We start from the raw sequence: 23,002 nt of genomic DNA, 5'->3' as shown, positions 1-23,002 counted from the left end.
ACAATGCTAAAAACTAGCTTAGCGCTGGCAATTGGGCTTTCAAGCTCAGTTGCATTTGCGCAATCGGCCATCACTGTTGAAGACATTCCAAAAATTAAATCTGTGATCCAAACCAGTGTTAGCCCAGATGGCGACAACGTTGCGTTTACACGATCGTTACCGCGTACATTATATGTTGATGAGAATGGCAGTAATTACAGTGAGCTTTATGTTGTGGATGATAAAGGCGTTGAACGTCCTTTTATTACCGGCTCGGTTAACATTAAAAGCATAGAATGGTCAAACGACAGTAAAACAATTTACTTTTTAGCGAAATTAAAAGACGATAAATTTACCTCGCTTTACCAAATACCTGTTGATGGCGGCCAAGCACAACCTGTTCTTGCTTTAAAAGACACATCAATTTCAAGCTACAAATTAAGCCCAGACAACAAACAGGTGGCTATTTTAGCCATGCCTGCAGCAGACAAGTCAGAAAAAGAACTTAAAAAACTTGGCTTTAAAGCTGAAGTATATGAAATGGGCTTAAAAAACAAGCAGCTTTTTATTGTTGACTTAGCTAAAGCGGATAAACCACTTACCCCCACCGCACTCAACGTTGATAATTACGTGAGTGATGTTAACTGGGCTGCTAATGGTGAAAAGCTACTGGTTAAAACTCAACCTACCGCATTGATTGATGATAAATACACAAAATCTATGTGGCATTTGTTTGATATTGCTAGCAATAAAGTAACCTTATCGTTTAAAACTGAAGGCAAGCTAGGTGATGCAGAGCTGTCGCATGATGGTAAATACATTGCTATTTTAGGTGCAGAAGATAAGCACGACCCTGCAACAGGCCGCTTATTTATTGCTGACACTAAAACCGCTGAAATCACTGAATGGTTACCTGACTTTATGGGGCACGTTGTTGATTTTGAATGGTCGCATAAGCGTAATACACTTAACTTTATTGCCAATGTAGGCACGCAAAGTTTTGTAGCGAGCATTAAAACGGGTTCTAATAAATACAAAAAATTAGTCAAAGAAGGTGAATTTATTGCCTCACAATTGAGTGTTTCAGATTCAGATAAAACACTCGCACTTCGTGGTAATACCGCAAAACACCCTAACGAAGTGTTTATTGTGCGCAGCAATAAAGCAACACGTTTAACCGATTCAAATAGCTGGTTAAATGATAAACGCTTTGCCAAGCAAGAAACCATTACCCTTAAAGCACGCGACGGCGTTGAGCTTGATGGTGTGCTTGTTTACCCATTAAATTATGAAAAAGGCACACGCTACCCACTGATTATGTCGGTACACGGTGGCCCTGAAAGCCATGATAAAGACGGCTGGGTAACTAACTACTCGCGACCAGGTCAAATGGGTGCAGCACGTGGCTATGCGGTGTTTTATCCTAACTACCGTGGCTCTACAGGAAAAGGGGTAGATTACTCAAAATTAGGCCAAAACGATTACGCAGGTAAAGAGTTTGACGATTTAGTTGATTTTAAAAATCATCTTGTTGATATGGGTTTAGTAGACACTAAACGTGTTGGTATTACTGGGGGATCTTACGGTGGTTATGCATCGGCGTGGGGCGCAACAAAACTAACCGAACACTTTGCTGCAAGCGTTATGTTTGTGGGTGTCACTAACCAACTGTCTAAATTTGGTACTACTGATATTTCTAACGAAATGAACCTAGTTCATGCGCGTTCATACCCATGGGATAAATGGCAGTGGTACTTAGAGCGCAGCCCTATTTACTGGGCAGGCCAATCTGAAACACCTCTGCTTATTATGCACGGTAAAGACGACCCTCGTGTTCACCCTGCACAATCTATGGAGCTTTACCGCTACATGAAAGTGCAAGGTAAAGATGTACGTCTTGTTTATTACCCAGGTGAAGGTCATGGTAACCGTAAAGTGGCAGCGCAATACGACTACAGCTTGCGTTTAATGCGCTGGATGGACAACTATTTAATGGAAGGAAAAAAAGAGATGCCTGCATTTGAAATTGACCATGCTGCTAAGTTAAAAGAAGTCAAAGACGCAAATAAATAAGCACTTATAAACGCGTTTAATTTTAAAAGGCCAACATAAAAATGTTGGCCTTTTTTATAGGTCTAAATTGGCGAGCACGCATCCTTAGTGACATAGCACAGCTTATGTTAAACTCTCGGCAATTATTTTGTTAACTGCTAATTTTACTGCCATGTCAAACTCTGCTAGCTGCTTTACCGTTTTTGATCAAAACGTCGATTCCCTTGCTCTGCCTGAGCAGTTTACATTTCCATTTTATTATAAACCGCACCCTTTGGCCGTTGTCGCTGCACAGCAATTACAACAGCAATTAAAAAAGCTAGATAAGGCTATTTTAGATACGGATGATATTGATGCGGGTAAAATGTTTGGTGTGCTAGTCGTTCAAAATCAGGCGCAACAACTGGGGTTTATTAGCGCCTATTCGGGGCAAATAGCGGGCATAGATGAGCAACTGAACTTTGCACCTAATGTGGCACTTAAACACATAGACGATGCTGTATTTAGTCAGCAAAGCCAAATCATTAACGCCATTAATGCGCAAATTACGGCATTAGAAAACAGTGAAGATTATCAAGCCATTGAGCAGCAATTAGCTACAGCACGTAAAAATTATGAACAGCAACTTGTAGCCAAACAACAAGCCATGCAAGTGACCCGCAAACAGCGAAAAGAGCAACGCCAAACTGGCCAAGAGCAACTCAATGCCGATGACTTTGAACAACTTAAAACAACCTTAGCTGGGCAGAGTATTGTTGAGAAAAAACAACTGCAGGCATTAAAGCAAGACTGGCAAACGCAAATTACAGCGCTTGAGCAAACCCAAGCAGCTATGCTGGGTGAAATTAACGGATTAAAAAAGCGCCGCAAAACACTCTCAAAAAACCTACAAAAGAAATTATTTGCTCAATACCAATTTTTAAATGCACACGGTGAAGTGACCGATCTGAATGCTATTTTTGCCAAACTTCCTGAGCACACTCCACCTTCGGGAGCGGGGGATTGCGCCGCCCCTAAATTATTACAATATGCATACAAGCACGATTTAAAACCAGTGGCTATGGCCGAATTTTGGTGGGGTGCACCGCCTAAATCAGCAATTAGGCATCACTTACATTATTACCCATCGTGTTATAGCAAATGCCAACCCATTTTAGGTCATATGCTAAAAGGCTTAAATGTTGAAGAAAATCCATTACTAACAAACCCTGCAAAAGGAAAAGACTTAACTATTGTTTATCAAGACGATGATTTACTGGTAATAAACAAACCCGCGGAGTTTTTATCGGTGCCAGGGATTAATATTGATGATTCAGTGTACATGCGTATAAAAACTCAGTTCCCCGCGGCTTCTGGCCCACTTATTGTGCATCGGTTAGATATGTCGACCTCAGGGCTGTTAATTATTGCGCTTAATAAGCGCGCGCATAAAGCGCTGCAAAAACAGTTTATTGAACGCACAATTGAAAAGCGTTACGTTGCTTTAGTGGCGGGCAATATTACTGAGAATAGCGGAGTGATTAATTTACCTCTTGTGCTCGACTTTGATGATAAACCACGCCAAATGGTGTGTTATAAAACCGGTAAACCGTCGTTAACAACATGGCATGTACTGGAGCGCAAAAACAACACCACCCGACTGCAGTTATACCCTAAAACAGGGCGCACACATCAGTTACGGGTGCATTGCGCTCATCAATTAGGTTTAAATACCCCGATAGTTGGCGATACTCATTATGGTGAAGAGGCAGAGCGCTTACATTTACATGCCGAGTATTTAGCCTTCACCCACCCTATTTCTCATCAACGTTTAGAATTTGAAGTAGCCGCTGATTTTTAAATCAGCGATACTAAAACTCCCCTCTGTTTTAAAAAGCCTTGCCATTTTTTTATATTGCAAAGTCGGTAACCTTTACCGTTGCAATATAGAAAAATTTACCTGCATTATGCAAAGCCTCTACTTATAAATAATAAATAGCTATATATTTCAATGCATTAAAAGTTGGCATTAGCTTTGCTTTTATAAAAATAAGTATTTATTACAGTCCACTTTATTTGATTAACAGCGCCAATAAGCGCTTTTGATGACACACAGTAAATGGGTAACTAACCGTTTACTGCGTACAACAGAACTTCCTACACTCCCTGTGTACTTTATTGGTTATAGGCTAACGCTTATAACCATTTTTTTTGCCTTTATTATTTAATCGTAAATTTTACGTCTTGATCGCGTAATAAATAAAGCGCAAAACACGCAGCCCACATCGGCCATGCCGCAAAAAACAGTAAATTATTAAAGCCATCAATGTATTGATTATATGAAGAAAGCGTAGATAAACCATGCATTATAAAAATAGCACCGTAAGTAATACGTTTTTTAATACCGACCAAAAATGCTATTACTAGCAATAATTGCAGTGCACCTAAAATATAAGCAATAGTATCGGTAGAGCCACTGATCCCATAAAAGTGTTCAAAAATTCGGGCGCTATGCCCCGGATTTACAAATTTATCTAGCGTCCACATTACCATCACTATAAACACCCCACACCGAAGCGATAATAAAGACCACTGCAAACGATTTTGTACATCAGTATTCATTGAACCTGTCATAAAATTTCCTTAAAAAAGATATAAATAAACTAATAAGCAATAAAGACCGTACAAACTCCCTTTTATTTCATAATAATTGTAAATAGCTGTTAAGCTTGTTTAATAAATCGATTAACAAAGCAGCTATTTTTAATATTTTAATAAATAACAATATTGTTAAATTGCTGAAAGTTATTTTTAAGCCTTTCGGTCTTTTATAACCATCAACATACAATTACAGAGAGAAAACGTTTGAAATATTCATCCTTGGCCGTATCTATAGCCGCTTTATTAAATACACCCGCTATTGCTTTTGCTACAACAAAGCCTGTAACAGAAAATGCCATAGAGCGTATTGAAGTAGCGGGCCAAAGTTTAAATTCTCAAGGACTTTCTGTTAAAGATGCAACCATAAATGGCCCCTTTGGCGATAATTTAGCACTGCAAGATATAGCACGTTCAGTCACGCCTATTTCAAAAGAGCTAATAGAACAACTTAACATTACTACCTTGCAAGACGTACTTGCTGTGAGCCCTAATACGTATGCCGCCAGTGGCTTTGGGGCACCAAGCTTACCCACTATTCGAGGCCAATTAGGTGAGCTTTTTCAAGATGGAACTCGTCGCCAAGCGGGTAATAACGGCTTTGGTGTACCGCTATCATTTAACGCGGTAGAACAAATAGATGTAGTTAAAGGCGCTCCTCCAGTATTGTTTGGTTCAAGCCAGCGCAATGGTGGCTTTGTTAATTTACACTCTAAGCAAGCCTCAACTGAAGAACACAAAGGTAAAGCGAAGCTCTCTGCGGGTCGTTGGGATCAATACACCGCTCAGCTTGATTACACCACACCGATTGTAAAAGACAAAATTGGTTTTCGTGTGAGTTATGAACACCTTGATCATGGAAGCTACTACGATTACTCAGGGACTAAAAGTGACAGTCTTTTTGCAGCACTGCGAGTATTGCCTGATGATAAAAGCAGCTGGGATATTAACTTTGAGCTATATCAGGTTGAGTTTACCGACAACGCCGGTATTAACCGCCCTACTCAAGCACTCATCGACCATGGTCTTTACATTACCGGCCAAGGCGTTCAAGCAAACGGCAGCACAGTACCCGCAGCGGGTTCAATTGTATCTCCTACAGGGTTAGTTAACATTGATCGCAGCACCGTACTTACCGACCCTGATAACCAAAACGAAGCCACTACTTACCTACTACACAGTATTTATAAGCGCGAGCTTTCAGATAAAGCGTCGCTTAAAAATATTAGTTATTTTCAGCACTTAAAACGTGATGAAGTGGCTCAAAACAGTTTTGTTGAAATTATAGATGGTGCCGATACCGCACAAAACCGCACTGAACTAACGTATCAATGGAATAATGAACAGCAAACTATCTTAGCCTTTGATGTACGCTACAACAAAGTACTTGGCTACAGCCAATTTACCACCGAGGCCGACACGCCAATTGATTTAACGGGTCCACTTTCAAACCGTCGTATTCCATTAACCGATGCGCAAAAAGCACGCTTAGTTGAGCTGCGCCCCGGTGTATTTGTATCTCCAGGTGGTCAATACGATATAAACGGTGATGGCAGTGGTGATTTTAACTTATCAGACACTACCGACTCGCGCTCTTGGCAAACTGGCTTTGCTATACAACAAGACTCACAGTGGACAAATAAACTGCGTACCAGTGTGGGTTACCGCCTTGATTATTATGATGTAGAAGCACACGATCCCATAGCGCCACAAGGACAAACAGCAGCCAGTGATAGCATTAACGACACGCTGCAATCTGGCCAAATCAGTTTTAATTACAAGCTCAATACTGATTTTACAAGTTACGGCGCAGCAAGTTACAACGAAGCGACTTCAAATAGTATGGCCGGTGGTAACACCTTAGGTGGTGACAACACGATTAGTGCGCAAAACTTTGCAACCGAAAACACGCTGGTAGAATTTGGCTTAAAATATGCGCCTACCAACAGCGATTGGTATGCTGATGGCGCCCTATTTAGCCAGCGCCGTAGTTTACGCAACCGCGATGGCAGCAATACCGGTATTCGTACCTCAGGTTTTGAAGGCCAAGTATTTTACGACGCTTACCCATATTGGTTAAGTGCAGGTTATAGCTATATTGACGCACGCTACGATAACTCTGCGACTGGCCAAGACTCGGCGCAAATTGCTGATGCGTTTGATAACTCACGCCCAGATATTATTGCCGGTAATGGTATAGGCGCGCCAAGTTATACAGCGTTTGCCCCTTCAAATAGCCAAGTACAAGGTATTCCTGAGCAATCGTTAAGCGTTAATGGTAGTTATTCAATTAATGAGAAATGGCAGGCAGGTTTTTCAGCTTTATATACAAAGAGTTACCCGCTAGATTTTTTACAAACAGTGAAAATTCGTGACCAATACACGTTAAACGTCAATACCAGCTACGCGTTTACGCCTAGCACTAAGTTGCGATTAGATGTGAACAACGTCACAAATCAAGATAACTGGCGTCCAGTGTTTGAAGGCGGCTATTTTGGCGCAACATTAGCATTCCCTGAATTACCAATAAACGCCAAGCTTACCCTAACGCATAACTTTTAAGCCCAAGAGATAATATGATTAAAAAACTATTGTTATTATTGATTGCAGCAGCCGGTATTGGCATGTTCTTTCATTTTAATTTGCACCAGTTACTTACACTCGATGGCTTAAAAGGGTCGATGGATCAGTTTAACCAATACAAAGCGCAATCGCCGTTGTTAGTTATTGGCGGGTTCTTTTTACTCTATGTGGTAGTAACGGCTCTCTCTTTACCCGGCGCAGCTATTTTAACATTGGCCGCAGGCGCATTATTTGGCTTAGTAGAAGGCTTACTGGTGGCGTCGTTTGCCTCAACGATTGGTGCTACCCTTGCCTTTTTAGTGTCACGCTATTTATTACGCGACACCATTAAAAAACGGTTTCCTGAGCGTTTAGCTGCTATCGATAAAGGCGTAGATAAAGAAGGCGCTTTTTACCTTTTTACTTTGCGTTTAGTACCGGTATTTCCGTTCTTTTTAATTAACCTATTAATGGGCTTAACCGCTATTAAGTCGTGGACTTTTTATTGGGTGAGCCAAATTGGTATGTTGGCAGGCACCTTTGTATTTGTGAATGCCGGTACTCAACTTGCACAAATTGAGCGTTTATCGGGCATTTTGTCACTAGATTTAATTCTGTCATTTGCTCTATTAGGTGTATTCCCACTGATTGCGAAAGCGATTTTAAATGTATTTAAAAAACAACGGGTTTATAAAAACTACACTAAGCCCAAAAAATTCGACCGTAACATGATTGTTATTGGCGCGGGTGCAGGCGGCTTAGTTACCAGCTATATTGCCGCCGCAGTAAAAGCCAAAGTCACCTTAATTGAAGCCGGCGAAATGGGTGGTGACTGCTTAAACACTGGCTGTGTGCCTAGTAAAGCGATTATTAAAAGTGCAAAAATAGCACAGCAAATGCGCCATGGCGAAAACTATGGCCTTGAAAACACTACACCGCAGTTTTCCTTTAAAAAAGTAATGGCACGTGTACATCAAGTCATTGCTGATATAGCCCCGCACGACAGCATAGAGCGCTACACAAATTTAGGTGTGGAGGTTTTAAAAGGCTATGGAAAATTGATTGACCCGTGGACAGTGGAAATTAAACTTAACGATGGCAGCACGCAAACTCTTACCGCTCGCACACTTGTTATTGCCACCGGTGCACGCCCGTTTATACCGCCACTGCCAGGTATTGAAGAAACCGGTTACGTTACCAGCGATACTTTATGGAGCAAATTTGCCGAGCTCGACGAAGCGCCCAAAAAACTGGTTGTTTTAGGTGGGGGCCCGATTGGTTGTGAGCTTGCACAAAGCTTTGCTCGTTTAGGCTCAAGTGTGACGCAAGTTGAAATGACTCAGCGCGTTATGATCAAAGAAGATGTTGAAGTGTCAGCTTTTGCACACCAATCATTGGCCGATAGTGGCGTTAATATTTTAACCTCACACCAAGCGCTGCGCTGTGAAGCACGCGAGGGTAAAAAGTACCTCGTGGTGAAGCACAACGACACCGAAATTGATATTGAATATGATGAGCTACTGTGTGCCGTTGGCCGAAGCGCACGCCTCAAAGGCTATGGCCTTGAAGAGCTTGGTATAGAAACTAATCGAACCATAGTAACTAACGACTACTTAGAAACACTCTACCCTAATATTTTTGCCGCAGGCGATATTGTAGGCCCGTACCAGTTTACTCACGTTGCGGCTCATCAGGGGTGGTACGCGGCGGTTAATGGCTTATTTGGCCACTTTAAAAAGTTTAAAGTAGATTACCGTGTTATTCCATGGACCACCTTCATTGATCCAGAAGTCGCGCGCGTAGGCCTAAACGAGCAAGAAGCGATTGATAAAGGCATAGACTATGAAATCACCCGCTTTGAGTTTGAAGAGTTAGACCGCGCCATTACTGAGAGCGCCAATAATGGCTTTATTAAGGTGATCACCCCTAAAGGAAAAGACAAAATACTCGGAGTTACTGTGGTTTCTGAGCATGCAGGCGATTTAATTGCTGAATTTGTTTTAGCCATGAAACACGGCCTTGGCCTTAATAAAATTCTAGGCACAATTCACAGCTACCCAACATGGGCAGAAGGCAACAAATATGCCGCTGGTGAATGGAAACGTAACCATGCTCCACAAACTGTTTTAAACATGCTTGAAAAATACCATGCATGGCGCCGAGGTTAAGCCTTTGTATACGTTATTGAAGTTTTTAGTTTTAAGTGCACTACTGGTCACGGCGTTTAAAAGTAGTGCACAAAACCTGCACGATAGTTGGAACACGCTATTAACTAAACATGTTGTCGCTATTAATCATGGGCACAGCACTGAGGTTGATTACGCTGCAATTAAACACGAGCATACCCAATTAAAAGCATATTTAAATACGTTAACAGCCATCACACCAGGTGAATTTAACACGTGGGGTAAACACAAACAGTTGGCGTTTTTAATTAATGCCTATAATGCCTTTACCGTTGAACTAATATTAACGCAGTACCCTAATATTGAATCAATCAAAGAGTTAGGTAGCTTTTTTAGTTCACCGTGGAGCAAAGAGTTTATTTCGCTGCTAGGTAAAACACGCAGCCTTGATGATATAGAGCATGAGTTAATTCGTGGTAGTGGTAAATACAACGACCCGCGTATTCACTTTGCAGTAAACTGCGCCAGTATTGGTTGCCCTGCACTTCGTGAAGAAGCCTACTCGGCCGATAAACTAGAAGAGCAATTACACCAGCAAACTGTTCGTTTTTTGTCAGACAACACCCGCAACATGGCAACAGGCAATACTTTAAATGTATCGTCTATTTTTAAATGGTACGGCGGTGATTTTGAACAAGGCTTTAAAGGAGCAAACACATTACACCCGTTTTTAGCACAATACGCTGATGCATTAAAACTGCTACCCGCTCAACAAAAAGCGCTGCAAAATAATGACATGAAAATTAAATTTTTAGATTACAACTGGAATTTAAATGCACGTCGTTAAGCCAATACAAATACTCAGCCGATATTGTTTTTTGAGTATTGCTTTGTGCATTGTTTTAGTTGCTAGCTTTAAAACCATGGCAACCTCTCCCTCTGATACTCGCTGGCAAACTATCCAAAGCCAAGGTAAAAACCAACCCGTTTATTTTTATGCATGGGGCGGCGATCCGCAAATAAATGCCTACATTCAATGGGTGGCTGAGCAGGTCAAAGCGCAATATGATATTGAATTAGTGCATGTAAAATTAAGCGATACCAGCGAAGCAGTAAGCCGAGTATTAGCAGAAAAATCAGCCAATAATCACGCTCAAGGCAGTGTCGATTTAATTTGGATCAATGGCGCTAACTTTGCCGCTATGAGTAAGCATGACTTGCTGCTTAAAGACTGGGCCCAGACGCTGCCAAATTTTGCATTAACCGATCCTAATAATAACCCCGCGGTAAACTTTGATTTTGGTTTGCCTACAAACGGGATGGAAGCGCCTTGGGGGCAAGCGTCGCTCACTTTTTATTACGACAGCCTAGCAATAGATGGCAGCACAACGAATCAATTACCCACCACCCTACATCAGTTATTAACTTGGAGCGCGCAAAACCCTGGGCGTTTTAGTTACCCAAAGCCGCCTGATTTTTTAGGCATGAGCTTTTTAAAATACGCTTTAGTGGTACTACATAACAACAACGATGATGAATTAAAAGCACAGCTAAACCAGCCAGCTACAGATAAAAACACCACTGAGGTGCTCAACCCTTTGTGGGTATTTTTAAATAAATTACACCCTACGCTTTGGCGTAGCGGCAAACATTTTATGCAAAGTGGCGCACAAATGCGCCGCTTAATTGACGATACTGAGCTTAGTATCGGGTTTACCTTTTCAGCGCCAGAAGTGCCCGCTGCAGTACAACGCTTTGATTTACCCACCAGCACCCGCAGTTATGCTATGCATGATGGCAGTTTAAGTAACACCCATTTTGTAGCAATACCGTATAATGCAAGCCATGCACAAGGCGCACAGTTAGTCGCTAATTTTTTATTAAGCCCTCAAGCGCAAGCTCATAAACAAAAGCCCACTATTTGGGGCGATAAAACCGTGTTGATCCAATCAATGCTAAATACCCAGCAACAAGCCTTATTTAAAACCACACAACCGCACCCAAGTGCGCTGCCTTTTAATAGCATAAAACGCACACTCAGTGAGCCTCACCCAAGTTGGGTTAATGCCATAATGCAAGGTTGGCAAACGCGCTATGGGGTTAGCCAATGAATAAAGTACCCGCTTCAAATAGCCTATTTACCTTTTTGGTCAAACTAAGTCCTTACTGTTTGGTTGCATTGCTTACTTTACCCGTTTTAGGGGGGGTAATCGGCGTGCTTTTACCTGCCTTTGGTTGGGCGCCGGCACTCAATGAAACAAATATTGGCTTAGCAGGATTTAACGCATTATGGCAAACGCCTGGATTGACACACATGGTAGAGCTGAGCATACGAACAGGGCTTATTAGTACCTTAATCGCGTTTGTGCTGATGATCATTATGCTTGGCGCGTTTTTTAATAGTGTGTGGCTTAAACGCATTGAATATATTTTAAGTCCAATATTGGTTATTCCGCATGCCGCTGCCGCGATTGCGGTGAGTTTTTTAATTGCGCCATCGGGGTTATTTACTCGTTTATTTTCTCCATGGTTAACTGGCTGGCAATTAGCGCCAGAAGGCGCGTTACCTTACGACGCTTTTGGCTGGAGCATTATTATTGGGCTTGTGCTTAAAGAGTTACCTTTTTTACTACTGATTGCATTGAGTGTTTTGGCGCAACCCGAACTTGGCAAAAAGCTACGCAAACAGCATCAAATTGCGGTTAATTTAGGTTATTACCCTATGGTGGCGTTTTTTAAAGTGGTGCTACCCAGTTTATACCCACTGTTACGTTTACCTATTTTTGCAGTACTTGCTTATGCCAGCGCCAGCGTTGAAATGCCACTCATTCTTGGCCCAAATACCCCTCCCACTTTAGCCGTTGCTATAATGCACTGGTTTAACGATGTAGATTTAAACCTGCGAATAAAAGCCTCGGCGGGTGCCCTGTTACAATTAGCGGTCACTGTTGGACTACTCTTAACGTGGCTATTGCTTGAAAAAATCATTGCTCTAGTTTTTAAGCAATCACTTATTAATGGCCGCCGCCAGTATGCACATCAATTGATCTGCACATTTACTCATGTTTTCACGAGTCTAATTTTAATTTTTATTGTTGCTGCGCTAATTGGGTTAGTGATGTGGTCAATAGCGGGCTATTGGCGTTTTCCGGATACCGTGCCCTCAAGCGTGGTATTTCTGCATTTTCAACATGCATTTACACAAATACATACTCCCTTGTTTAATACCTTAATAATAGGGGTAATAAGTACGCTGTTTGCTATCACTATGGTATTGCTGTGCTTAGAAGCCGAGCAGTTAAACACGAAACCCATGTCGAAATGGACACAGTTAATTATTTATCTTCCTTTATTAGTGCCCAGTATTGCGTTTTTATTTGGTATTGTGTGGTTACAACAACTGCTCAATAGCCAGCATGCCTTTTTTAATGTGATATTTGTGCACGTTTTATTTGTTTTACCGTATGTTTTTTTATCTATTGCCGATAGTTACAGGCGTTTAGACCCTCGATTAGCGCGCGTTGCCGCAAGCTTGGGGACAAGTCCCTGCAAGGTGTTTTTACAGGTTAAATTGCCACAACTATTCGCCCCTATTTTAATCGCGATAGCGCTTGGACTGGCGATTAGTTTTGGCCAATATTTATCTACACTTTTAGCCAGTGGCGGGCGTATAAGTACCATTACCACCGAAGCCGTAACCCTTGCTAATGGCGCAAGCAGACGCACCAGTGCAGTTTACGCCATTTTACAAATGGCATTACCGCTAATTGGTTTTGGTGTGGCATGGGTGTTACCTAAATACTTTTTTAAAGCGCGCGCTTAACTATAAAACCATTAAGGCTATTTAATGCAGTCATCATTACACATCAAAGATTGTCAGCTTTACCGTCAAGGCGAGCTGTTACTAAGCTTAAACGAGCAAGTAAATGGCGGCGAAATACTCACCATTATGGGGCCATCGGGCAGTGGCAAGTCAAGCTTATTAAATTGGCTTACAGGCTGTTTGCCCAAAGACTTTAGGGCACAAGGCGAAGTATGGCTAAATGATCAAAATATAGATAACACACCCCCGCATTTACGCCATATTGGGGTGCTCTACCAAGACGCTTTATTGTTTTCGCATTTAACAGTGGCAGGAAATATTGCCTTTGCTATGCCCAAAGGCAATAAAAAGCAGCGTCTTGAAAAAATAGACCACGCCCTAGAACAAGTTGGCTTAACAGGATTGGCAGCCCGCCATCCCGACAGTCTATCTGGTGGGCAGCAAGCGCGTGTTGCACTACTACGCATGTTGCTCAGCGAACCTAAAGCTATTTTACTCGACGAGCCTTTTAGTAAACTCGACACCCAATTGCGTGTTGATACCCGCGAACTGGTGTTTAGTCAAATACGCGAGCATAAATTGCCTGCCATTATGGTTACGCACGACCACAGTGACGCCGAGGCAACAGCTGGCAAAGTGATTACTTTAGGCACTGATGCTTAAAACCTGACTCATATTCAAGGCAATACGTATGTTAGATAAATTTGTTACCCCCATTATAAAGCCACTACTAACACCGGTTGTTATGCTCATTAATAAAAGCGGCATTACAGCTAATCAACTCACTGTTTTTGGTTTTTTAGTGGGTATGTTTGCCGTGCCTTTACTTGCCTTTGAAATGTGGTATGGCGCATTAATCGCCATTGCGTTGAATAGAATTTTAGATGGACTGGATGGCGCATTAGCCCGCTATGCTAATCAAAGTTCTAGCGCGGGTGGGTTTTTAGATATTACTCTCGACTTTTTATTTTACGCAGCGATTCCACTGGGCTTTATTTTGGCTAATCCAGCACAAAATGCCATTGCAGGTGCTATTTTACTGGCTACTTTTATAGGTACCGGTTCCAGCTTTTTGGCCTTTGCGATTGCCGCTGAAAAATTTAAACTCGACAAACCACAATTTAAATATAAAAGTTTTTACTACTTAAATGGCTTAACCGAAGGCACAGAAACCATTGCCTTATTTGTTGCCTTTTGTATTTGGCCGCAGCACTTTGCCATAATGGCCAGCTTATTTGCTGCAGCTTGCGCCATAACGATTTTCACCCGTATTTATGGCGGTTATCACACATTAAAACAACTAGAAGCTAATATCAGTAAAACGGAGGCTATCAATGGATAACGAATTATGGTGGCGGCTTGGATGTTTTGTAAGTATTTTAGTCATAATGATGCTGCTTGAGTGGCAAGCCCCTGCACGGCAATCGCCCATAAAAGCCACTAAACGTTGGGTTGCGAATTTTGGTCTTGTATTTACCTCTTCAGTGATTGCTCGGTTAGCGGTTCCTTTAGGGTTAACCGCCGCCGCGCTTTATAACCAAGAACATAGTATCGGTGTGTTTAATCAACTAACTATGCCTCTTTCAGTAGCAATTATACTTAGCCTGCTGTTGCTAGATATACTGATTTATTGGCAACACAGATTATTTCATAAAATTCCAATTTTATGGCGTTTACACCGTGTTCACCATGCTGATGCGCACGTAGATACAAGCACTGGGCTGCGCTTTCACCCTATTGAAATAGGTCTTAGCATATTGATAAAGCTTGCCGCCATAACTGCTCTTGGCGTGCCCGCCATTGCAGTACTTATATTTGAAATAACACTCAATGGGTTAGCACTGTTTAACCACGCAAATATTCGCTTGCCAAGCGCAATAGAAAAACCACTGCGCCTCATCCTTATCACCCAAGCGCTGCACCGCATACATCACAGCCAAAACCCCGAAGAAACAAACAGTAACTTTGGGTTTAGTGTAACTTGGTGGGATAGACTTTTTGGCAGCTATAAATCACAGGCAAGCCAGCCTGATAAACGTATTGCACTTGGTTTGAGCCAATACCCAAACCCCGAACAAAATTCATCCTTGTGGCAATTGTTAATAATGCCATTTAAAAAATAGCAATACGGCTAATGAAAACGCCCATGTACACCTTTTAAACCTTTATTTATAACATTACTTGGGCGTTTAACCGTTCCTGTTAACAAAAACACCCTATCAAAAGTAAATCAATTGTAAATTATTTAAACAAATTCTTGACCCAGTTAAAAATCCCCCATATTATTTGTAAGCGCTTACATTTATCACACATGAAAATGTAAGCGCTTACAAAAATGAAAAAATCAACAAATACACTATATTCTGACAATAATCAGTTGAACGGGGTTCAGTTATGAACATTGAAACAACACGCATTACTCGCCTTTTGGCTGCTATTTCATTAGCATCTCTGGCGGGTTGTGGTGGTGACGCAGCAACCACTACTACAGATATTGAAAAAGTAAACCCTACTGAACCAGTCTCTGACTGGCGTATGGTATGGAACGATGAGTTTGACAGCACTAGTATTGATACTAACAAGTGGAACTTTGAATTAAACTGCGCTGGCGGTGGTAACAACGAGAAACAATGTTATACCGACAGTGAAGAAAACGCCTTTATTAAAGACGGTGTACTAAACATAGTCGCCTTACCTGCAGAAGAAGGCGCAGAAAAACCATACACATCAGCCCGTTTAAACACCCGTTACAACGCAGACTTTACTTATGGCCGCTTTGAAATGCGTGCAAAGTTACCTTCGGGTCAAGGTAGCTGGCCAGCTTTTTGGATGATGCCAACCGATGAAGAATATGGTACTTGGCCGCGCTCTGGCGAAATTGATATTTTAGAAGCGGTAAATTTAAAAACAGTTGCTGAAGATGGCACCGTTGAAGCTAATATTCATGGCACACTTCACTATGGTCGCGAATGGCCAAATAACTCAAGTTCTGGTAAAGCGTATACATTCCCTGAAGGGATGAATCCTGCAGACGATTTTCATACTTACGCAATTGAATGGCAAGAAGGCGAAATTCGCTGGTACGTAGATGGCTATTTATACGCCACTCAACGTCGCTCTGAAGTTCGTTACAATTCAAAAGATGAACCTGTTGGCTTAAAGCATAAAGGTTGGTTTGCTGAATACTTTGAACAAGGTAGCGGCGAGCTAACAACGCATTGGGATAATGCCCCATTTGATAAAGACTTTTACCTTATTTTAAACAATGCTGTTGGTGGTGATTGGCCTGAAAACGTAAATAACTTAGGCGTTGACGCTGCAGCATTTGCAGAAGGTCAAAGTTTTGAAATTGATTACGTGCGTGTTTACGAATGTGCCTCTAACCCAACCACAGGTAAAGGCTGTGAAACAGTACGCCCAGGTTACGATAGCCTAGAAGATGCACTTGTTGAAGGTAAAGCCCCTGTACCTACCCCGCCAAGTGATGGTGTTGCAAAGAATCTTGATATTTTTGATGGCAGCTTAAATGCCAACTGGATCGCATGGGATTGTTGCGGTGGAACAACACCAGAAACCATTACTGACGCTGACAAAGGCGAGGTAATTAAGTTTAACATTAACGATAATAACGGGACTGTGCTTGGCTTCTCTACCCGCGGTGGTCACTTCTCTGATGATTTTACTGGCACTTCATCTCCATTTGATGCATCACCTCTACTTGATTTAAATGGCCGACTCACCTTTGATATGAAAGTAGTAACGCCACCAACATCTTCAACTACTTGGTTATTAAAAGCCGAAGCGGGTGATGGTGGTCCTAATACCGGCGATGTAGCCCTTAGCGATAGTAATGAAGGTGTTACTCCTGTTACTGGCCAATGGCAAACCTATACATTCCCACTTTCTTTACTACAAGAAAGAGGCTTAGATTTAAGTGCCATTGATGTATTAATGGTATTCCCAGCATGGCAAACAGGTGCAGGCGCTGAATATTTAATTACCAATGTTGCGATTGAAGGTGATTTACCTGGAAGCCCAGAAGTTGACCTATTCACAGACGGACAAAATCTAGATTGGCCAATGTGGGATTGTTGTGGCGGTTCAACACCAATTGAGGTAGTAGATGATGAAGAACACGGTTTAACCGCAGAGTTTAGCATTGGCGAAGCACCCACTGTAATGGGCTTTAATACTCGCACCTCAGCCGGTGGTAGTGGTAAACCATTTGATGCAACAAGTATTTTAGAAAATGGTGTACTACAGTTTGATGTAAAAGTAATGTCAAATCCAAATGATCCAGCAGCTGTTTGGACAATGAAGATTGAATCTAATGAAGGCGATACAGCGGTAGAGCTTCCATTAACCGATGCTGGCGATGCACCCGTTGCTGGTGAGTGGAAAACTTATACCTTTACATTCGCTGACTTAGCGGGCGCAGGTTTAGATGTTAGTGCCATTGATGTAGTGATGATATTCCCAGCATGGGGCACAGGTGAAGGTGCGGTTTACCGTGTTGATAACGCTAAAATGTACGATCCGAGTGCATCAGCAGGCGATGAAATCACTATTTTCCAAGATACAGCCGCAGATATGTGGAGTATTTGGGACTGTTGTGGTGGCTCTACACCGACTGAAGAAACTGACGATGCTGAACACGGCACAGTGGCTGAGTTTGTTATTGGTGCTACACCAACAGTAATGGGCTTTTTAGCTGACGAAGGTGTTTCTTTTGATGCATCAGCAATATTAGCAAATGGTGTTGTGCAATTTGAAATGAAAATGGTGACACCACCAAATGATCCTGACTCAGTGTGGACATTTAAAATTGAGTCAACAGGTGCAGCAACGGCGGTAGAGCTTCCTCTTGCACAAAGCGTTGAAGGTGAAGTACCGGTTATTGGGCAATGGCAAACATACACGTTTACAGTGCAATCATTATTTGATGCAGGTTTAGACATTAGCGATATCAATGTACTGATGGTTTTCCCAGCGTGGGGAACAGGTGAAGGTGCAGTTTATCGTATCGACAATGTGGTTATCGCTAACCCATAAACCCTAATTCAGTGGTAGGTACTAAATTAAAAGTACCTACTTACCGTAATAAATTAAGTAAAAGCAGAGCAATTATGAACACAAATAAGTTTAAAAAAAGCCCACTAGCGGCTTCTGTGTCACTTATCATCGCTGCAAGCACATTTAACTTCGCTTATGCTGCGCAAGAAAATACTGCCGAACCTGAACTAGAAGTTATTGAAGTAAAAGGTATTCGTGGTTCATTAATCCGTTCAATGGATGTAAAGCGTGACGCATCAGGCGTGGTTGATGCCATTTCTGCTGAAGAAATGGGTAAATTTCCAGATACTAATTTAGCTGAATCGCTACAACGTATTACGGGTGTATCGGTAAGTCGCTCAAACGGTGAAGGTAGCCAAATTACCGTACGTGGTTTTGGCCCATCGTTTAACCTTGTAACACTTAACGGCCGTCAAATGGCAGGCACCGGTTTTACGCGTTCATTTAACTTTGAGAACTTATCATCTGAAGGCGTTAGTTCACTTGAAGTTATGAAAACAGCGCGTGCGGATACACCAACAGGTGGCCTTGGTGCAACTGTAAATATTGTTACCGCTAAACCTCTACAAAAGCCGGGTCAGCGCTTTTCATTGATGGCTAAAGGCATTCACGATACATCGGTAGAAGAAGGTGATGAAGTAACACCTGAAATTGCAGGTATTTACAGCAATACTTTTGCTGACGAAATGTTTGGTTTTTCAGCTAACTTTTCATACCACCGCCGTGATTTTCAGCGCCAAGCAGCCAATGTACGCTCTTGGTTAGTCAACCCTAACCTATCGGTTGATGCTGAAAACATAATTGATAACCGCCCAATGGATGCAGATGGTAACCCAGCTAAGCAGTTTTTCGATCCAAATGCTGGGGATAATGGTGAGTTTGTATCTGCCGCTTTCTTCCCACAAGAAGTCAGCTTTTCAAAAGATGATATTCAGCGTGAACGTTTAAATGCGCAAGCCACTTTTCAGTTTGCACCAACAGATAACTTAACGTTTACACTAGATCATACAATCTCAAATGCAACAACAGGTAATAACTCACTATCGTGGGGTATTTGGAACGGTTCGTTTGGTGGTAATGGTAATGCCTATGAGCTAGATGAAAATGGCACCGCTATTTACTATAACTCAGCCGGTGATGATGCCTCATTCACGGCATTTCGTGAAACTGCCGAGGTAGACTCAAAAGCAACCGGTATCAATGTTGAATGGTTAGCAACAGAAAACCTTAGTTTTAACTTTGATGCCCATACTTCAAAAACCACAACAGATAATGGCAAAGATCCTGGCTTAAATTCTAATGCCCGTATTATTTTGGGCTCAGCAGAGTTATCTACTAAAGAATACTTTTTCCGCGAAGGCGATGTACCGGGTTTTAATATTAATTGGAACAACGGCACACAAGAAGTAAGTCCAAATCAAATTGGTTCTAACTTCAGTATTTTTACCAGAACACCAGGTGAGTCAGAAGTTTCTCAAGTACAATTAGACGGTAAATTATTTACTTATACAGATATTGGTCTTGAAACCGTTAAATTTGGTGCGGCTTACACTAAGCAAACACTCAGTGGTTGGGGCGGCTCTAATAACGCCAATGCACCTGGCTTTAACAACGGTACATTCGCTGAAATTTTCCCAGATGCGATGTTCGAAAGGATTGATTTAAGCGGATTCCTTGATGAATTTTCATTTGGTCCTAACGGCGTAGCGCCAGGTTATGCTTACACTTATGACCTTGATGAAGCATTTGCTCGTCAAAGTGCTTATTTGACCGAAGACGTAATTGGTAGTGATTATTACCGAATTGGTAGCTTTGATAACTTCCCAACTAACGAAGTAGAAGAAGAAACCATTAGTGTTTACCTTTCTAGCAACTGGGTATTTAACGTTAGCGACTACGACGTATTTGTAAACTTAGGTCTTCGTTATGAAGAAACTGATATTGTAAGCCCAGCAAAAAGTCGTGTAGCGGAACAAGTTTACTGGGCAGGCGGTTCAGAGTGGTTAACTCAATTTGCCGCTGGTGGCGAATTAGTTGAAGTAGACTATGAAGGACAATACGACTTACTACTTCCTATGATTGATATTAAAGTCGATCTTACGGATGACTTAGTAACCCGCGCATCATGGGGACAAACAATCACCAGACCAACTCTTGGCGATATGTTAGGTAACTTGGCTTTAACACCATCACCTAAATTAAATTCAAGAAGTGGTAGCCGTGGTAATCCAAACTTAGAGCCATTTAAATCAACTAATCTAGATTTAAGCCTTGAGTATTATTACAGCGAAGGCAGTTACGCTGCTGTTGGTCTATTTTGGAAAGACGTAGATAATTGGATTGATAACACCCAGGTAAAAACTACCTTTGAAGGTTTACATGATGTGTATTTAGGTGAGCGTTGGAACAATGCAGTAGCCGCCATTGAAGGTCGTGGAGATCAAGCAACTGACACTGCAATTTACAATGAAATTGTAGCTAATGGCGTAGGCATTGGTGAAAACAACCGTATATTACCAGATCCAGCGACTGATCCGCTGATTGAATGGACCATCAATTCACCTGAAAACGTTGGTTCACGTAAAGTAAACGGTTTTGAATTTGCTGTTCAGCACTTGTTTGGCGACTCAGGCTTTGGTGCAGGCTTTAATGCCACCGTTGTTGATGGTGATGTAGAGTACGATAACTACTACCTTGCCTCTCAAGCAGTATTAGCTGGTTTAAGTGATTCTGCAAACATACAAGGCTTTTACGAAAAAGATGGCTTATCGGTGAAAATTACCGGTGCATGGCGTGATGAGTACTTAATTGCGCAAGGTTTACCTGACTCAGGTGCTACGGCTCCTCCACAATACGCAGAAGAGTACTTACAGTGGGATATTAGTGTGAACTACGAAGTTAACGAAAGCACAACGGTATTCTTTGAAGGTGTGAACTTAACCAACGAAACCGAGCGTTCATTCAGTCGCTTCGAAAGTCAGTTCTTAAGCGCGGCTCAATACGGCCCTCGTTATGCCTTTGGCGTTAGATACTCTATGGGCAATTAATACATTGCCCAAATACAGTTTTTGATTACCCCTTATAGTTGAAAAGTCAAAGCCGCTCATTGAGCGGCTTTTTTTATAACTGTTTAATTTTTTCTAATAGCTTATCGGTTGTCCAATCAATATCGTTATAGGCAATATCGGGTTTATAATAATCGCCCTTTCCTCTTGCTCTATTCACATACACTTTATTAGGCACTATCACTTTACCTAAACCTGAGGGTAACTCAGCTAATCGAACATCCATATACAGTGAGTCAGCACTGCTTGGCGCGCCAAATAACTGAGTGTTTGAAAACTGCTTAAATACATCAATGGCATCAAGACACGCACTTGCACACTGTGGCGGCACAATAACAAAAACCTGTGTTTTAAAGTCACTCTCTGGCACCGTGCTATCGCTTTGGTTTGGTTTACTTTGCGGCTCTTCGATGTAAAATAGCTTATTATTTTCAAGTGACTGCGCCATACCTGCAGCTATTTCTTTAAACTCTTTTTGTGCTTTAGGTTGATCTTTCAACACTTCAATTAATGATTTAACATGGCTAGTATTATCTTTTGACGCTCTCCACCAAACTCGGCTATTTTTTGAGTAGTTATCCATTTTTTGTTCAACAACTTGCTCACCCCACAACTCTTTTGCAAGCTTTAAGCTCCAATACGACGAGCCACCTTGGTTATGACGAAGATCTAAAACCACCGTTTTTGCACTGAGTAACTTAGAACGTTGATCAGTCACTTTTTTATACAAGTTATTGTAATCATGAGTTTGCTTATCGTTATTTGCAAAACTGGGCATAGCAATCCACGCTATGTTTTGCGCAGGCCAAGTTAAATCGGTTGTAAGCTCATCCCCATTATAGGCATGTGTTAAATGCTTACTTACACTCTTTGGCCGAACAGACCAATCAAGGGTTTTACTGTAAGCTTGCCCATTGGCTTTAACAAATTGACATTCTTTTAGAGGTGTTAAAAATGGGTTGCCCTCATCAATTAGTAACCGCCAACCTTGCTGCCACCAATGCCCAGGTTGTGTAACCTGTCCATGAAATTTAAACACTCTTTGTCGCATTAACGTCTCGGTACTTTGCCCATCGCAACCACTTATCACATCACCTTTATTTATATTATCTGTTTCACTGTAATACACTTTTAATGCATCACCCCGCCAAACGGCACTAAAACCTGGCCAACGACGAGCAGGTCGTTCAACGCTTGAAAACACACCTGCATGACCATCTTGTAGCACAGTACTAAAACGCGCAATTGCCGCAACATGAACCTGCGGCCCACTCGCTTTGGCAGACAGTGCAAGTGCTTCTGCTTTTGCTTGCTTTAATAGCTCAGGAAAGACTGGGTTGTTAACATCAAACATACCGGGGTGGTTTTTTGCCGAAATACTGTAAGCAGCTTCAATATCACGTTCAGTAACACTGCGCCATTGCTCTGGTGTTTGAGGAGTAACTGCTAATTCTGCCATGCTCAAGGTAGGCGTAATTAATAAAGCACTCAATAAAGTACGGCTAACTATTTTTGTTTTTATGTTCATGAAAATCCATTTTAAATTAGGTTATATAATTACTGTAAACTCATTTGGTGGAACTAAAAATACCTTAAATCAAATAAGTATCAGCAAATTATTTTTATAGCAGTAACTTAACAACATTAAAAGCAGCTAACAACGAGTAAGATTTGAAATGAACTGG

General features: G+C 41.7%; 14 protein-coding genes. 12 read left to right on the top strand and 2 right to left on the bottom strand.

Features of this window, described 5'->3' with window-relative positions:
• Positions 1–3: 3 nt before the first annotated feature.
• Positions 4–2,052: a S9 family peptidase gene (locus tag AAGD16_RS16480; RefSeq protein ID WP_377115177.1), complete on the top strand. Its 2,049-nt coding sequence runs from the start codon at positions 4–6 to the stop codon at positions 2,050–2,052.
• A gap of 151 nt (positions 2,053–2,203) precedes the next feature.
• A complete protein-coding gene (locus tag AAGD16_RS16475) occupies positions 2,204–3,871 on the top strand; it encodes a pseudouridine synthase (RefSeq protein WP_377115737.1) in 1,668 nt (555 codons plus the stop codon).
• Positions 3,872–4,230: 359 nt separating this feature from the next.
• On the opposite strand, the gene AAGD16_RS16470 is transcribed toward AAGD16_RS16475, so the two are convergent.
• Positions 4,231–4,644: a hypothetical protein gene (locus AAGD16_RS16470; protein ID WP_013463037.1), complete on the bottom strand. Its 414-nt coding sequence runs from the start codon at positions 4,642–4,644 to the stop codon at positions 4,231–4,233.
• Positions 4,645–4,875: 231 nt separating this feature from the next.
• Here AAGD16_RS16470 and AAGD16_RS16465 point away from each other — a divergent pair, with 231 nt between their 5' ends.
• The 10 genes from AAGD16_RS16465 to AAGD16_RS16420 all read left to right on the top strand — a co-directional run bounded on the left by AAGD16_RS16465 (position 4,876) and on the right by AAGD16_RS16420 (position 21,299).
• On the top strand, positions 4,876–7,230 hold the full coding sequence (locus AAGD16_RS16465; protein ID WP_377115173.1) for a TonB-dependent receptor: 2,355 nt from the start codon (positions 4,876–4,878) through the stop codon (positions 7,228–7,230).
• 14 nt (positions 7,231–7,244) lie between these two features.
• Positions 7,245–9,398, top strand: coding sequence for an FAD-dependent oxidoreductase (locus AAGD16_RS16460; protein WP_036955083.1), 2,154 nt, complete (start codon positions 7,245–7,247; stop codon positions 9,396–9,398).
• Positions 9,379–10,203, top strand: coding sequence for a DUF547 domain-containing protein (locus AAGD16_RS16455; protein WP_013463033.1), 825 nt, complete (start codon positions 9,379–9,381; stop codon positions 10,201–10,203). The genes AAGD16_RS16460 and AAGD16_RS16455 overlap by 20 nt, the downstream gene beginning before the upstream one ends.
• Positions 10,190–11,467, top strand: coding sequence for an ABC transporter substrate-binding protein (locus tag AAGD16_RS16450; protein WP_013463032.1), 1,278 nt, complete (start codon positions 10,190–10,192; stop codon positions 11,465–11,467). The genes AAGD16_RS16455 and AAGD16_RS16450 overlap by 14 nt, the downstream gene beginning before the upstream one ends.
• Complete coding sequence (locus AAGD16_RS16445; protein WP_013463031.1) at positions 11,464–13,179, top strand: ABC transporter permease; 1,716 nt, start codon at positions 11,464–11,466, stop codon at positions 13,177–13,179. Before AAGD16_RS16450 ends, AAGD16_RS16445 begins: the two co-directional genes overlap by 4 nt.
• A 24-nt stretch (positions 13,180–13,203) precedes the next feature.
• Positions 13,204–13,842 (top strand): ATP-binding cassette domain-containing protein, encoded by a 639-nt coding sequence (locus tag AAGD16_RS16440; protein ID WP_013463030.1) that lies wholly within the window; start codon positions 13,204–13,206, stop codon positions 13,840–13,842.
• Between the two features lie 28 nt (positions 13,843–13,870).
• Entirely contained in the window at positions 13,871–14,521 is a 651-nt protein-coding gene (locus AAGD16_RS16435; protein ID WP_013463029.1) for a CDP-alcohol phosphatidyltransferase family protein, read from the top strand.
• Complete coding sequence (locus AAGD16_RS16430) at positions 14,514–15,302, top strand: sterol desaturase family protein (protein ID WP_013463028.1); 789 nt, start codon at positions 14,514–14,516, stop codon at positions 15,300–15,302. The genes AAGD16_RS16435 and AAGD16_RS16430 overlap by 8 nt, the downstream gene beginning before the upstream one ends.
• 271 nt (positions 15,303–15,573) lie before the next feature.
• Positions 15,574–18,231, top strand: coding sequence for a glycoside hydrolase family 16 protein (locus AAGD16_RS16425; protein ID WP_013463027.1), 2,658 nt, complete (start codon positions 15,574–15,576; stop codon positions 18,229–18,231).
• 74 nt (positions 18,232–18,305) lie between these two features.
• On the top strand, positions 18,306–21,299 hold the full coding sequence (locus AAGD16_RS16420; RefSeq protein ID WP_024602712.1) for a TonB-dependent receptor: 2,994 nt from the start codon (positions 18,306–18,308) through the stop codon (positions 21,297–21,299).
• A gap of 73 nt (positions 21,300–21,372) precedes the next feature.
• Here AAGD16_RS16420 and AAGD16_RS16415 read toward each other — a convergent pair whose 3' ends face one another.
• Positions 21,373–22,845 carry a S41 family peptidase gene (locus AAGD16_RS16415; protein WP_290187438.1) on the bottom strand — a complete coding sequence of 491 codons (1,473 nt, stop codon included), beginning with the start codon at positions 22,843–22,845 and terminating at the stop codon, positions 21,373–21,375.
• Between the last annotated feature and the right edge of the window lie 157 nt (positions 22,846–23,002).

This window comes from Pseudoalteromonas sp. M58, from assembly GCF_042604605.1.
GTDB classification, from domain to species: Bacteria; Pseudomonadota; Gammaproteobacteria; order Enterobacterales; family Alteromonadaceae; genus Pseudoalteromonas; species Pseudoalteromonas tetraodonis.
This window is presented reverse-complemented; position numbering and strand designations above follow the sequence as displayed.

Excerpts from the sequence above, each read along its gene's own strand:
- AAGD16_RS16475 (WP_377115737.1), top strand. The coding sequence starts at position 2,204 with ATGTCAAACTCTGCTAGCTGCTTTACCGTTTTTGATCAAAACGTCGAT.
- AAGD16_RS16415 (WP_290187438.1), bottom strand. The coding sequence starts at position 22,845 with ATGAACATAAAAACAAAAATAGTTAGCCGTACTTTATTGAGTGCTTTA.
- AAGD16_RS16455 (WP_013463033.1), top strand. The coding sequence starts at position 9,379 with ATGCATGGCGCCGAGGTTAAGCCTTTGTATACGTTATTGAAGTTTTTA.
- AAGD16_RS16420 (WP_024602712.1), top strand. The coding sequence starts at position 18,306 with ATGAACACAAATAAGTTTAAAAAAAGCCCACTAGCGGCTTCTGTGTCA.
- AAGD16_RS16440 (WP_013463030.1), top strand. The coding sequence starts at position 13,204 with ATGCAGTCATCATTACACATCAAAGATTGTCAGCTTTACCGTCAAGGC.
- AAGD16_RS16445 (WP_013463031.1), top strand. The coding sequence starts at position 11,464 with ATGAATAAAGTACCCGCTTCAAATAGCCTATTTACCTTTTTGGTCAAA.
- AAGD16_RS16470 (WP_013463037.1), bottom strand. The coding sequence starts at position 4,644 with ATGACAGGTTCAATGAATACTGATGTACAAAATCGTTTGCAGTGGTCT.
- AAGD16_RS16480 (WP_377115177.1), top strand. The coding sequence starts at position 4 with ATGCTAAAAACTAGCTTAGCGCTGGCAATTGGGCTTTCAAGCTCAGTT.
- AAGD16_RS16425 (WP_013463027.1), top strand. The coding sequence starts at position 15,574 with ATGAACATTGAAACAACACGCATTACTCGCCTTTTGGCTGCTATTTCA.
- AAGD16_RS16460 (WP_036955083.1), top strand. The coding sequence starts at position 7,245 with ATGATTAAAAAACTATTGTTATTATTGATTGCAGCAGCCGGTATTGGC.
- AAGD16_RS16435 (WP_013463029.1), top strand. The coding sequence starts at position 13,871 with ATGTTAGATAAATTTGTTACCCCCATTATAAAGCCACTACTAACACCG.
- AAGD16_RS16430 (WP_013463028.1), top strand. The coding sequence starts at position 14,514 with ATGGATAACGAATTATGGTGGCGGCTTGGATGTTTTGTAAGTATTTTA.
- AAGD16_RS16450 (WP_013463032.1), top strand. The coding sequence starts at position 10,190 with ATGCACGTCGTTAAGCCAATACAAATACTCAGCCGATATTGTTTTTTG.